We start from the raw sequence: 13326 nt of genomic DNA, 5'->3' as shown, positions 1-13326 counted from the left end.
GCTAAAAGCCGGACCAGCTCAGGTGCTTCTAAGGGGCGCGGGGAACTGCGCGACCAGCCACGACGTACCCGCAGCGGCCCGACTACCCTGCACCCATGCCCCCCGCCGCCTCCACTCCCGCCTACCGCCGCCTCAACGTCGAGGAGCGGCGCAGTCAGCTCCTCGACGCCGCCCTCAGCCTCTTCGCGCACCGCGCCCCCGAGGAGGTCTCCCTGGACGACGTGGCGGAAGCGGCCGGGGTGTCACGTCCGCTGGTCTACCGGTACTTCCCCGGCGGCAAGCAGCAGCTCTACGAAGCCGCCCTCAGGTCCGCCGCCGACGAACTCCGGCAGTGCTTCGACGAACCCCGCGAAGGCCCGCTCCTCCCCCGTCTCGCCCGCGCCCTGGACCGCTACCTCGGCTTCGTCGACCAGCACGACGCCGGGTTCAGCGCACTGCTCCAGGGCGGCAGCGTCGTGGAGACCTCCCGTACGACAGCCATCGTGGACGGCGTCCGCCGGGCCGCCGCCGTGCACATCCTCAGCCATCTCGGCGTCGCCGACCCCGGACCCCGCCTGCGCATGACCGTACGGATGTGGATCACAGCCGTAGAAGCGGCGTCTCTCATCTGGCTCGACGAGGACAAGCAGCCGCCCCTCGACGAGCTGCGGGACTGGCTGGTCGAGCAGTTCGGGGCGGTGCTGTCGGTGACGGCGCGGCGGGACCCGCAGACGGCCGCGCTGGTCGAGGGCCTCGCGGCGGATGGCTGAGACTGGTCCCGTGAAGAGCGAAGAGACCCCGTTCGAGGGCGGCCCGATGGACGGGCGCTCCCTGCCCGTGCTGCTCGGCCCCACCGGAACCCCGCCGAAGACCTACCGCATCCCGGTCCCCGACGACGCCGGCGGCCCGCCCACGGTCCTCGTGTACCGCAGGGTCCCCCGCGGCCACAGCAAGCGGCTCGGACTCCCCAAGGGCTGGAAGTACGAGTACTCCGCCGGAGGTGAAAAAGGGGCGGGCAAGCGCGGCAGCACTCTGCGCTGGCCCTGGACGAAACCGGACGCCAAGCCGGACTCCGCACCAGACGCCACGCCGGGCGGCAAGCCGGACGACACCCACGGGTGACGGGGTTACGCCGAACCGCCCACACCCGGCGCGCGGACCCGGCGCCCCCGACTGATGCTCACGGTGCGGGGCGGAAGGCCCGCCGCGCACCGGAGGTGATGACGTGTCAGGAAGGCTTCTGCGTCTGGTCTGTACGGCGGCGGTGGCGGCCGGCACCGTCCTCGCGCCGCTGCCCGCCGCGGCCGTACCCGATCCGCAGGCACCCGGACAGCGGCCCGTGGCCGAGCTGCTGACGGACCTTCAGACGCTGTACCGCGATGCCGAGCAGGCCACGGAGACGTACAACGCCACCGAGGAGAAGCTGAAGAAGCAGCGCACCGAGGTCGACCGCCTCGACTCCGCACTGTCGCGCGCCCGCCTCTCCCTCCACGACAGCCGCGGCGCCGCCGGCCGACTGGCCCGCCAGCAGTACCAGAACAGCACCGCCATCTCCCCGTACGTCCGCCTCCTGCTCGCCCGCGATCCCCAGCACGCGCTCGACGAGGGCCATGTCATCGGGCAGTTGGCGCGGGAGCGCGCCGAGACAGTGGGCCGGCTGGTCGGCAGCGAGAAGAAGAGCGACGGCCTGGCCCGCGAGGCCCGCAAGGCCCTGGACGCCCAACTCACCCTCGCCGCCCGCCAGAAGAAGGACCGCGACGACGTACGCAAGCGCCTCGACGACGTGGAGAAACTCCTCACCTCCCTCACCCCCGACCAACTCACCGCCCTGGCAGCCTTCGAGAAGACCGACGTCGACAAGGCCCAGCGGAAACTGATCACTTCCGGCGCCCTGGGAGACGACCAACGCGAACCCTCACGCGAGGGAGACCGCGCCCTGCGTTACGCCGTACAACAGATCGGCAAGCCGTACGAGTGGGGCGCGGAGGGTCCGAAGACGTACGACTGCTCCGGCCTGACGTCGGAGGCGTGGGGTCATGCGGGAACGCCGATCCCGAGGACGAGTCAGGAACAGTGGGCCGACCTACCGAGAGTCGCCCTGAACGAACTCCGCCCCGGCGACCTGGTGATCTACTTCCCCAAGGCAACCCACGTAGCGATGTACCTGGGGGATGGGAAGGTGGTGCAAGCGCCGCGAACGGGCGAGAAGGTCCAGGTATCCCCGGTCGCGTCCTACCCGATCCTGGGAGCCGTACGTCCGGACAGTCACCCTTAAAGGGGCGCGGGGAACTGCGCGACCAGCCACAACGAACTCGCAGCCGCCAACTCCCGCAACCCCAAAGGCGATTAGGCCACCGAAGCCAAGTAGGCAGCTGTCTTCTCCGGCTCATAAAAGAAGTTCTCAAAGTCCGCCGGATCATCAAACGCGTTGGCGAACCGATCCGCCACCGGCTGCAACTGCCCAGCCGCCCCAATGAGGTTGAGGACATGCTCCGGCGGCGGCCCCAGCATCGCGTTGGTCCACTTGGTGACATGCTGCGCGGCACCCCAGTACCGCTCGAACGTGGCCGTCATCCAGTCCCCGTCGAACTCCTTCTCCCCGTGATCGAGGATCGACGCGAGATACGAAGCCGCGCACTTGGACGCCGAGTTGGACCCCTGCCCGGTGATCGGATCGTTCGCGACGACGACGTCGGCGACCCCGAGGACCAGGCCACCACCGGGAAGCTGACCGACCGGGTTACGGACGGTGGGCGCGTAACGCCCGGCCAACGTCCCACCCGCATCGGTCAGTTCGACGCCCCGCGCCCGCTCGTACTCCCACGGCGTGAACGTCTCCATGAGTTCCAGGGTCAGGGAGAGATGCTCGGCCGGGTCCTTGATGCCGTTGAAGACGTCCAACGGCCCGCCGGGTATGCCCTCCCAGAACAGGATGTCCGCACGCCCGGACGTGGTGAGCGTCGGCATGACGAACAACTCGCCGACGCCGGGCACCAGGTTGCAGCGGACCGCGTCGAACTCCGGGTGCTCCGGGCGCGGGCCCAGACCGTGGACGTAGGACACCGCGAGGGCCCGCTGCGGCTCGGTGTACGGGGAACGCTCCGGGTCGCGGGCGAACATCGAGACCAGCTCGCCCTTGCCCGCGGAGACGAGGACGAGGTCGTACGTACGGGAGAAGTAGTCGAGGTCGCCAACAGCCGCGCCGTGGATGACCAGTTGGCCGCCGCGCTGGGCGAACGTCTCCATCCAGCCGGCCATCTTGACCCGCTGGTCGACCGACTGCGCGTACCCGTCGAGCTTGCCCACCCAGTCGATCGCGCGCTGCGTCGGCCCGGGGTCGTGCGAGCCGGGGGCGGCGACCGAGACGCCGAGTCCTTCGATCTTCGGGGCCTGGGACTCCCAGAAGTTCAGCTGGAGATCGCGCTCGTGCCGCAGTGCCGTGTCGAACATGCACTGCGTCGACATGACCCGTCCGGAGCGGATCTCGTCCGCCGTCCGGTTGGACATCAGGGTGACCTCGTACCCGTGCGACTGGAGTCCGAGGGCGAGTTGGAGCCCGGACTGGCCGGCTCCGACGACGAGTATCTTCCGCATACGGGTGGTGGCTCCTTGCTCGCGACCGGTCGTGGTCGAGGACTGCTCGGGGACTACTCGGGGGTGACGTCCAGCGCGTGGCCGACGAGCGCGAGCAGGGTCTCGATGGCTGAAATCCGCCGCCGCGCATCCATGATCATGACAGGTACGTGCGGGGGGATCGTCAACGCCTCCCGCACGTCCTCCGGGTCGAACCGCTCGCTGCCGATGAAGTGGTTGACCGCGACGATGTACGGCAGCCCGCAGCTCTCGAAGTAGTCCAGCGCGGGGAAACAGTCCTTGAGGCGGCGGGTGTCGGCGAGGACGACGGCGCCGATCGCGCCGCGCACCAGGTCGTCCCACATGAACCAGAACCGCTGCTGACCCGGCGTACCGAACAGGTAGAGCACCAGGTCGTCGTCGAGCGTGAGGCGCCCGTAGTCCATCGCGACCGTGGTGGTCATCTTGCCGGGCGTGGCCGTGAGGTCGTCGGTGTCCTCGCTGGCCTCGGTCATCAGCGCCTCCGTCTGGAGGGGCTGGATCTCGGAGACGGCGCCGACCATGGTGGTCTTGCCCGCGCCGAAGCCGCCGGCCACCACGATCTTCGCGGCGACGGGCGCGCGCGTGCGGTCCGTCTGCCAGGGCCGCAGTTGCTCCTCTTCGTCGAGGAGCGGGGAGACGCCGTAGGCGGCGGCGTCAGAGACGACGGAGTCCACTCAGCACCTTTTCCAGCAGAGCGCGGTCAGGACGGCCCGTACCGTGAGCGGTTCCGGTTCCGTACACACGGATCTTTCCCTGGTCGGCGAGATCACTCAGGAGCACGCGGACCACACCGAGCGGCATCTTCAGCAGCGCGGCGATCTCGGCCACCGTGCGCATACGGCGGCACAGTTCGACGATGGCCTGCATCTCCGGCATCACCCGGGAGTTGAGGGAACCATTCGTCAACTCCTTGCGCTCCTCCGGGGCTTCGAGCGCCGCCACGAAGGTCTCCACCAGGAGGACGTGTCCGAAGCGGGTACGGCCGCCGGTGAGCGAGTAGGGGCGTACCCGGGCCGGTTTGCGGTCGCCGCCGCGCACCGGGAGTTTGTTGGGCGTACGGCTCATCGGGGGCTCCCCGTGGACGCGTCTTCGAGGGATTTCCGTAGCTCGCTGCGGAGTTCGGGCGTCAGCACATGGCCGGCCCGGCCGACGAAGAGCGCCATGTGGTACGACACGACGCTCATGTCGCAGTCCGCGGAGCCGTGCACACCGAGCAGCGAACCGTCGCTGATCGACATCACGAAGAGGCTGCCCTCCTCCATCGCGACCATGGTGTGCTTCACCGGGCCGGAGTCCATCAGCTTCGCGGCGCCGATGGTGAGGCTGCCGATGCCGGAGACGATGGTGGCGAGGTCGGCGGCGGAGCCGCGCGGGCCGGAGCGCTTGGTTTCGAGGGACTCCTTGGCCTCGGCGTTCCTCCCCGGATCGGAGGAGAGGAGCAGCAGGCCGTCGGAGGAGACGACCGCGACCGACTCGATGCCGGGCACCTCCTCGACGAGGTTGCTCAGCAGCCAGTGCAGGTTGCGGGCTTCACTGCTCAGTCCGAAGGTACTGGGCGCGGTCAACTGCTTGCCTCCTCGACGGTGCCCCCCGTGGGTTCTTCGGATCGCGCGGTCGCGCTTCGCGGTGCCGGGACTGGGTTCTGGCCGGTCTTTTCGGCGATCTCCGCTTCTACGTCGCGGTAGCCGGCGGAGGCTCCTGCGCGGAAGCCGCCCAGTCTGCGGCGGAGGGCGTCCGCGTCCACGGTGCCGGTTCGCTGGCGCGGGGCCTGGGCGGGTTGGGTGATCTTGGGGGTGCGTTTGGGGAGGCCCTTGTCCGTGACGGGGTCCTCGTCCGGTGCTCGCTCGTGTTCTACGGCTTCGGCTTCGCCATCAGCCGTGAATCCGTTCCCACCCGCACCGCCCGTGCGGGCATCGTCGTCGGGTGCGGGTGGCCCCTGTGGGGCGGACTCGCCGTCGGCGGCTGACCGTTCGTGCGCGGCTGCCCGTTCGTCTGCTGTTCGCGGGGCTTCCGTGACTGATCGGTCCCCCGGCGTCAGCGGCAGCAGGAGTTCCATCGTCATTTCCGCCGGGGATTCCGCCGGAATTCCCGACGGAGTCTCCCGTACCGCCTTCTCCGCCAGGGCGACCAAGGGGTCCGTGTGTTCCGAACGGCCGCGCAGGACGTTGGAGTTGGCCTCTGCGGACGCGCCGGGGAGGGAGTAGGAGTGGGTGTCGCCGGTCAGCGGGGTGGAGGACGGGACCGCCGAGGTGGGGGCCGCCGCCAGCAACGGGCTCGGGAGGACCACCACCGCCGCGATGCCGCCCTGTTTCTGGTCGCGGAGTTGGACGCGGACGCCGTGGCGGTGGGCCAGGCGGGCGACGACGTACAGGCCGAGGCCCAGGCCCTCCTCGCCCTCCTGGTCGTAGGGGGAGTCCGGGTCGAACTCGGTGAGGCGGGTGTTGAGGCTGGTCATGCGGCTGATGGTCATGCCGATGCCCTCGTCCTGGACGGAGAGCATGACCTCGCCGTTCTCCAGGAGCCAGCCGGAGATCTCGACGGGGGCGTCCGGCGGGGAGAACGACGTGGCGTTCTCCATCAGTTCGGCCAGCAGGTGGCTCAGGTCGTCTGCCGCGAAGCCCGCGACGTGGGCGTGCGGCGGGAGTGCCGAGATACGGACGCGGTCGTAGCGCTCGATCTCGCTGACCGCCGCGCGGACCACGTCGACGAGCGGGACGGGGCCCGCGTGCTGCTGGACGTGTTCGGTGCCGGCGAGGACGAGGAGGTTCTCGCTGTGGCGGCGCATGACCGTGGCGAAGTGGTCGAGTTTGAAGAGGGTGGAGAGGCGGTCGGGGTCCTGCTCGCGCTCCTCCAGGCCCTCGATGACGGCGAGTTGGCGCTCGACCAGGCCCAGGGTGCGCAGCGCGAGGTTGACGAAGGTGCCGCCGATGCTGGTCCGAAGCAGCCCCAACTGGGTTGCGGAGTCGGTGACTTCGGCGCGGAGTTCCTCGCGGGCGTCGGCCATCTTCTGGCGCTGGCCGACGAGGTGCTTGCGGTCGGCCTCCAAGGTGGCGATGCGCTCGTGGAGGGCGACGGCGTGCGCGTGCAGGGAGTTGACCGAGCGGACGACCTGGGCGAACTCGTCGTTGCGGCCCGTGAACTTGATGGGCTCCTCCGCGGTCGGGTCCTCGGCCTCGGCCAGGCGCGTCGAGCCGCGGCGCAGCACCGACAGCGGGCGGGTGAGGGTCCGGGCCATGGCGGTGGCGATGCCCACCGCGAGCAGCATGAGGGCGCCGAGGATCGCGATGCGGATCTCCAGCGCGTTGACGTCGTCGTCGCGGAGTTGGGCGAGGTCCTTGGCGCGGTCCACGTAGAGCGCGGACTCCTCGCCGCGCATCAGGTCGACCCGGGCGGAGAGCGCCGCGTCGAGCTTCTTCGTGCTGGTGTCCAACTGGCTGTCGGACAGCGTGGGTTGAGCGGTGAGCGAGGTGAGGTACTTCTCGGCGGAGTTGACCTCGGACCCGGTGACCGTGGAGTCGTAGCCCGCGACGGCGTCCTTCGCCGCGCCCTCGCGGAAGTCGGCGAGGGCGGCGTCGGAGCGCAGCCGGGCCTGCTGGGCGGCGGCGCTGAGGGCGTCGCGCTGCTTGGCCTGGGCCTTGGTGGAGGTGGTCTCGGTGACGGCGAGGCCGGTGATGGGGCTGATGACCGTCTCGGTGGTCGTCGGCACGTTCAGGGCGGCGAGGAGCAGCCCCCGGGTGGCGGCGGCCTGCTGGACGGCGGCGTCGAGTTCGGCGAGCGCGTAGGCGCCGGAACCGGCCCGCGGCGGCATCGTCTCGGCCAACTGCTCGGCGAGCCGGTGCAGTTCGGTGATGGCCCCGGAGTACGCGTCGTGCGCCTCCAGCGCGCTGCTCTTGCCGGTGAGCGCGGCCCGTCGTACGGCGGCGACGTCGTCGAGGTCCGAGCGCAGCGCGGCGGGGATGTCGGTGTCGGCGCGGAGTTCCTCGACCTGGCGGTCGACACGGGCGCTGCGGTCCTCGTCGGGGGCCTGGGACTTGGGGCGCCCGGCGGCGATGTACGAGGTGACCTCGTCCCGCTCGTCGGCGAGCGAGTGGGCCAGCGACAGCGCGTCCCGGGTCTGTCCGGCGAGCGTCACCAGGTCCTGGGAGTCGCTCAGTTGGCCCGAGGCGGTGATCAGCGACGGGACACCGGCCGCGGCGATGGCGGCGGCCACGACGGCTACGGCGATGATGAGCCGGTTGCGTACATGGGTACGGCGCCCGCTGCCCGCGGGGTCGGGCGTGGCGGCACCGGCGGCGCCCCCCTGAGGGGCCGTCTGCTTGCCTGTGCGCCGCGGCCGCTTTTTCTGCACCGGTGCTCGCATTCCTGACTCGTGGTACCCATGGGCCCGGGTGACGCTCCGTCATCCCGGTACGGCGACCCTCCCAGTGCCGGTAGGCAGGGGCCGCGCATCGTCCGGCCCGCCACCCGAAGGAGTGAACCCCGGAGGGGAGTTGGCGGGCAAGTTCCGGCGGCCGGTCCGAGGCTCGCGCGCGCCGTGCCGGTTGGACGTGAGCGGCGCGCTTTGGCAGGATTCGCCGCCACGCATTCCCGGAGTGATCCATTCCAGCCCAAACCAGGCGTCTGACCTGCACGGCTGCGCCCATTCGGCCATGAGTGCCAACCTTTGGCGGAGCCTGTGAAGAGGTCGTGCAGACTGGCCGAATGCGTACGGAACTTGTGTCGGAACCCGGCGACCCGGACCGCCCCAACGAGGACTTCGCGAGTGTCGGCCTTCCGGCCTCGGGACAGGGCGGTTCGCTGATCGTCCTGGACGGGGTGACACCACCGAGAGGGGAGACGGGCTGTCTGCATTCGGTCCCCTGGTACACCGCCCGCTTGGGTGGCGCACTGACCGAACTGACCGTTTCCTACCGGGATCTGACTCTGCCGGAGATTCTCTCCCGGGCGATCCTCCGAACAGCTGAGGCCCACGCCGCCACCTGTGACCTTTCTCACCCACGCACCCCTCAGGCAACCGTGGTGCTGGCCCGCTGGTCACCCCAGGAGCTCGAATACCTGGTCCTGTCGGACTCGGCCCTGCTGGTCGCATCCCCGGCGGGCGAGGTGACCGCCGTACTGGACGACCGGCTGTCCCGCCTCCCCCGCTCCGCTCTCGCGACGGACGCCCTGATCGACACCACGCTCCGTAACAAGGAGGGCGGCTTCTTCACGGCCGCCGCCGATCCGTCGGTCGCGGCACGGGCGGTGACGGGGTCACTCCCCCGCACCGACGTCCGCGCCCTCGCCGCCCTGACGGACGGGGCGACGCGGTGGGTGGACAAGTTCGACCGGGGCGACTGGGCGGACTGCTTCGCTCTCGTACGGAAGGAGGGGCCGGCGGAGCTGGTCACCCGGGTACGGGCGCTGGAGCGGGCCGACGCGGAGGAGCGGACGTATCTGCGGCGGAGCAAGACGCACGACGACGCGACGGTCGTGTACGTCGAGCTCTGACCGGCCGCCACGTCGGTGTCACTTCTCCATGACGCCGTTCAACTGGTGGATCAGGCGGGCCAGTTCGGCCACCTCCCGGCGGTCCCAGTGGGAGAGCTGGGTGACATAGCGGGCCCGCCGGGCCTCGCGGACGTGGGTGACCCGGCGGCTGCCCTCGTCGGTGAGGTCGACCAGCCAGGCCCGGCCGTCCGCCGGGTCCGGCTCGCGGGCGATCAGGCCCAGGTCCTCCAGGGCGCGCAGCTGGCGGGACATCGTGGCCTTGCCGACGCCGATGTAGGCGGCCAGCTCCGTGGCCCGCTGCCGGCCGGACTCGTCCAGCCGGACCAGCAGGCCGTACGCGGCGGACTCCAGGTCGGGGTGGACCTCGCGGGCCATCTCGCCCTGGTTGGCCCGGGCCCGGCGGAAGAGGAACGTCAACTCGCGCTCCAGGGACAGGTATTCGTGATCCACGGCAAGTCCGTCGGCGCCCACGGAAAGCGCACCGCCGTTCCTGTCCTCGCCCTTGTGCACGTCAGCACCCATTGGTCCGCTTTCCCGATCGTGAAAGTTTCCGCCAAACACCGTCATCGCCGCAGCTCCGCCAGTATTTCGCAGGGCTAGACCAACGGCATCGTCCGGACCCCCTTCCCACGCGGTCTTCTCGGTGCGTAGCTTCCTTACCAGGCACTGACTGGCATGGCCACGCCAACATCAACTCCCTCTCCCTCCACTCCCCCACCGCGCTCCACCGCGCCCTCGGAGGCACGCCATGCCCGCGCACAGACCCCGAACGCCACGCCTGCGGCACCTCACCCTCGCTTTCGCCCTCTCCGGCATCCTGCTGGCGACCCTCTCCCACCCGGCCGGCGCCGCCACGGTCCCGGCCCGCGGCTCCGCGTACCTCGGCATCGGCGTTCTGGCGCACGACGGCCAGGACGGCACCCCGACCGGCGGTGACGCCACCCAGACGGAGGGCGTCGACGTCAGCGGCTACCAGGGCAACGTCGCCTGGTCGACCCTGTGGAGCAGCGGGGTCAAGTGGGCCTACACGAAGGCCACCGAGGGGACGTACTACACGAACCCCTACTTCACCCAGCAGTACAACGGCGCCTACGGCGTCGGCATGATCCGTGGCGCGTACCACTTCGCGACCCCGGACACCACGAGCGGTGCCACCCAGGCCAACTACTTCGTCGACCACGGCGGCGGCTGGTCCAAGGACGGCCGTACCCTCCCGGGCGTCCTCGACATCGAGTGGAACCCGTACGGCGCGTCCTGCTACGGCAAGTCGGCGGCGGCGATGGTCAGTTGGATCGCCGACTTCCTGTCCACGTACAAGTCCCGCACCGGCCGTGACGCCGTGATCTACACCGCCACGAGTTGGTGGTCCGACTGCACGGGCAACTCCGGCGCCTTCGCGTCCGCCGACCCGCTGTGGATCGCGCGGTACGCGTCGGACCCGGGGACGCTGCCGGCCGGGTGGTCGTTCTACACGATGTGGCAGTACACGTCGTCCGGGCCGACGGTCGGCGACCACGACAAGTTCAACGGGGCCCTCGACAGGGTCGTGGCGCTCGCCAACGGCTGACGGGCGATCTGCGGGACGTACAACGACGAAGGCCCGGACCCCCCTTGAAGGGACCCGGGCCTTCGCCCATTCATCCGGTGCCCGCGGGCGGAGCCCGCTGATGGACACAGTCGTCACGCCGCCACCGGAACCTCCGACGTCGCGCCGTTCGTGGCCGGCGACAGCGCCAGCTCCAGGACCTGGCGGACGTCCGTCACCGCGTGGACATCGAGCTTGTCCAGGACCTCGGCCGGGACGTCGTCCAGGTCGGGCTCGTTGCGCTTCGGGATGATCACGGTGGTGACCCCGGCCTGGTGCGCGGCGAGCAGCTTCTGCTTCACGCCGCCGATCGGGAGGACCCGACCGGTCAGGGAGACCTCACCGGTCATCGCCACGTCCGTGCGGACCAGGCGGCCGCTGAGCAGCGACGCCAGGGCCGTCGTCATCGTGACGCCCGCGCTCGGGCCGTCCTTCGGCACCGAACCCGCCGGGAAGTGGATGTGCACGCCCCGGTCCTTCAAGTCGCCCACGGGCAGCTCCAGTTCGGCGCCGTGCGAGCGGAGGAAGGACAGGGCGATCTGCGCGCTCTCCTTCATCACGTCACCGAGCTGACCGGTCAGGGTCAGACCCGCCGCGCCCGTCTCCGGGTCGGCCAGCGACGCCTCGACGTAGAGGACGTCACCACCCGCGCCGGTGACCGCGAGTCCGGTGGCGACACCGGGTACGGCCGTGCGGCGCTCCGCCGGGTCCTGGGCGGACTCGGGCACGTGGTGCGGCCGTCCGATCAGACCGCGCAGGTCGGCGTCGGTCACCGTGAACGGCAGCTCGCGCCGGCCCAGCTCGTGCTGGGCCGCGATCTTGCGCAGCAGCCGGGCGACGGACCGCTCCAGGGTGCGGACACCGGCCTCACGGGTGTACTCGCCGGCGAGCTTGCGCAGCGCGCTCTCGTCGATGACGACCTCGTCGTCCTTGAGCCCCGCCCGCTCCAGCTGGCGCGGGAGCAGGTGGTCACGGGCGATGACGACCTTCTCGTCCTCGGTGTAACCGTCGAGCCGGACCAGTTCCATCCGGTCGAGCAGCGCCTCCGGGATGGCCTCCAGGACGTTCGCCGTCGCGAGGAACACGACGTCGGACAGGTCGAGTTCGACCTCCAGGTAGTGGTCGCGGAAGGTGTGGTTCTGCGCGGGGTCGAGCACTTCGAGGAGCGCCGCCGCCGGGTCGCCCCGGTAGTCGGACCCCACCTTGTCGATCTCGTCCAGCAGGACCACCGGGTTCATGGACCCGGCCTCCTTGATGGCGCGGACGATACGACCGGGCAGCGCACCGACGTACGTGCGCCGGTGTCCACGGACCTCGGCCTCGTCCCGAACCCCACCCAGCGCGACCCGGACGAACTTCCGCCCCATCGCGTGCGCGACGGACTCACCGAGCGAGGTCTTGCCGACACCGGGCGGACCGACGAGGGCGAGCACGGCACCACCGCGCCGACCCCCGACAACTCCCAGGCCCCGCTCCGCGCGCCGCTTGCGCACGGCCAGGTACTCGGTGATGCGCTCCTTCACGTCGTCCAGACCGGCGTGCTCGGCGTCGAGGATCGCTTTGGCGCCCTGGATGTCGTACTCGTCCTGAGTCCGTTCGTTCCACGGCAGTTCAAGAACCGTGTCCAGCCAGGTACGAATCCACGACCCCTCGGGCGACTGGTCGGAGGACCGCTCCAGCTTCTCGACCTCCTTGAGCGCGGCCTCGCGGACCTTCTCGGGGAGATCGGCGGCCTCGACACGGGTCCGGTAGTCGTCGGACTCCTCACCCTCGGTCGAATCGCCGTTCAGCTCGCGCAGTTCCTTGCGGACGGCTTCGAGCTGGCGGCGGAGCAGGAACTCGCGCTGCTGCTTGTCGACGCCTTCCTGCACGTCCTTGGCGATGGTCTCGGCGACATCCTGCTCGGCGAGGTGGTCGCGCAGGTGCTGGGTGGCGAGCTTGAGCCGGGCCACCGGCTCGGCGGTCTCCAGCAGCTCGATCTTCTGGTCGGTGGTCAGGAAGGGCGAGTAACCGGAATTGTCGGCGAGCGTAGACACGTCATCAATGGCCTGCACTCGGTCGACGACCTGCCAGGCCCCCCGCTTGCGCAGCCACGCGGTGGCCAGCGCCTTGTATTCCTTCACCAGCTCGGTGACCGAGCCGGGCAACGGTTCGGTCAGGCTCTCGTCGAGAGCGGTGCCCTCGACCCAGAGCGCGGCACCCGGGCCGGTGGTCCCGGCCCCGATCTGCACGCGGCTACGGCCGCGGATCAGCGCGCCCGGGTCGCCGTCGGCCAGCCGGCCGACCTGCTCGATGGTGCCGAGCACACCCGTGCTCGCGTATGTCCCGTCGATGCGTGGCACCAGCAGGACCCTGGGCTTTCCGGACTCGGACCGCGCGGCGGCCTGGGCGGCCTCCACAGCGGCGCGTACATCGGTGTCGTTCAGGTCCAGCGGAACCACCATTCCGGGCAGCACGACCTCGTCGTCGAGCGGCAGCACGGGCAGGGTGAGCGGTGTGGACGTCGAAGCCATGATCTCCCCTTAGGCAGTCAAGTTGAGCTATGCCGACTCAATGCCTGGGCGTCTCCGATTGTTCCCCACCTGTTGTTCGCCGTGAGCGATCAGCGGCAGTGCGCCGGGCTCTGTGCAGGTCAACACGGAAATGGGGCGAGGGCT

Annotated in this window: 12 protein-coding genes; 5 read left to right on the top strand and 7 right to left on the bottom strand. The window is 70.3% G+C overall.

The genetic code is table 11. The annotated features are described in order from the left end of the window. Positions 1-95 precede the first annotated feature (95 nt). The 3 genes from ACFWP5_RS29220 (at position 96) to ACFWP5_RS29210 (ending at position 2254) form a co-directional block, all read left to right on the top strand. A complete protein-coding gene (locus ACFWP5_RS29220; protein WP_384162795.1) occupies positions 96-749 on the top strand; it encodes a TetR/AcrR family transcriptional regulator in 654 nt (217 codons plus the stop codon). Positions 750-759: 10 nt separating this feature from the next. Beyond that, on the top strand, positions 760-1101 hold the full coding sequence (locus tag ACFWP5_RS29215) for a hypothetical protein (protein WP_384162792.1): 342 nt from the start codon (positions 760-762) through the stop codon (positions 1099-1101). A gap of 103 nt (positions 1102-1204) precedes the next feature. Next, complete coding sequence (locus tag ACFWP5_RS29210) at positions 1205-2254, top strand: C40 family peptidase (RefSeq protein ID WP_384162789.1); 1050 nt, start codon at positions 1205-1207, stop codon at positions 2252-2254. Positions 2255-2325: 71 nt separating this feature from the next. On the opposite strand, the gene ACFWP5_RS29205 is transcribed toward ACFWP5_RS29210, so the two are convergent. From ACFWP5_RS29205 to ACFWP5_RS29185, 5 genes are read right to left on the bottom strand one after another with little or no spacing between them, the layout of a single operon-like run. After that, positions 2326-3573 (bottom strand): styrene monooxygenase/indole monooxygenase family protein, encoded by a 1248-nt coding sequence (locus ACFWP5_RS29205; protein WP_384162786.1) that lies wholly within the window; start codon positions 3571-3573, stop codon positions 2326-2328. A gap of 53 nt (positions 3574-3626) precedes the next feature. Next, positions 3627-4268 (bottom strand): ATP/GTP-binding protein, encoded by a 642-nt coding sequence (locus tag ACFWP5_RS29200; RefSeq protein WP_384162784.1) that lies wholly within the window; start codon positions 4266-4268, stop codon positions 3627-3629. Further along, positions 4249-4659, bottom strand: a complete 411-nt coding sequence (locus ACFWP5_RS29195; protein ID WP_384162781.1) for a DUF742 domain-containing protein — start codon at positions 4657-4659, stop codon at positions 4249-4251. Before ACFWP5_RS29195 ends, ACFWP5_RS29200 begins: the two co-directional genes overlap by 20 nt. Next, complete coding sequence (locus tag ACFWP5_RS29190; RefSeq protein ID WP_384162778.1) at positions 4656-5159, bottom strand: roadblock/LC7 domain-containing protein; 504 nt, start codon at positions 5157-5159, stop codon at positions 4656-4658. Before ACFWP5_RS29190 ends, ACFWP5_RS29195 begins: the two co-directional genes overlap by 4 nt. Continuing rightward, a complete protein-coding gene (locus ACFWP5_RS29185; protein WP_384162775.1) occupies positions 5156-7942 on the bottom strand; it encodes a nitrate- and nitrite sensing domain-containing protein in 2787 nt (928 codons plus the stop codon). The genes ACFWP5_RS29190 and ACFWP5_RS29185 overlap by 4 nt, the downstream gene beginning before the upstream one ends. A 353-nt stretch (positions 7943-8295) precedes the next feature. On the opposite strand from ACFWP5_RS29185, the gene ACFWP5_RS29180 reads away from it, so the two are divergent. Next, positions 8296-9084: a protein phosphatase 2C domain-containing protein gene (locus ACFWP5_RS29180; RefSeq protein ID WP_384162772.1), complete on the top strand. Its 789-nt coding sequence runs from the start codon at positions 8296-8298 to the stop codon at positions 9082-9084. 18 nt (positions 9085-9102) lie between these two features. On the opposite strand, the gene ACFWP5_RS29175 is transcribed toward ACFWP5_RS29180, so the two are convergent. Further along, the gene (locus tag ACFWP5_RS29175; RefSeq protein WP_384162769.1) at positions 9103-9606 is read right to left on the bottom strand and encodes a MarR family winged helix-turn-helix transcriptional regulator; all 504 of its coding nucleotides are present in this window, start codon (positions 9604-9606) and stop codon (positions 9103-9105) included. 226 nt (positions 9607-9832) lie between these two features. On the opposite strand from ACFWP5_RS29175, the gene ACFWP5_RS29170 reads away from it, so the two are divergent. Beyond that, positions 9833-10651: a lysozyme gene (locus ACFWP5_RS29170; protein ID WP_384162766.1), complete on the top strand. Its 819-nt coding sequence runs from the start codon at positions 9833-9835 to the stop codon at positions 10649-10651. A 113-nt stretch (positions 10652-10764) separates the two neighbouring features. Here the strand turns inward: ACFWP5_RS29170 and lon are convergent, their stop codons facing one another. Next, on the bottom strand, positions 10765-13182 hold the full coding sequence (gene lon, locus ACFWP5_RS29165) for an endopeptidase La (RefSeq protein ID WP_384162763.1): 2418 nt from the start codon (positions 13180-13182) through the stop codon (positions 10765-10767). Positions 13183-13326: the final 144 nt, after the last annotated feature.

The organism is Streptomyces sp. NPDC058469 (assembly GCF_042721125.1).
GTDB lineage: Bacteria > Actinomycetota > Actinomycetes > Streptomycetales > Streptomycetaceae > Streptomyces.
Note: the sequence above shows the minus strand (reverse complement) of the source record. Positions and strands in the feature narration are given on the sequence as shown.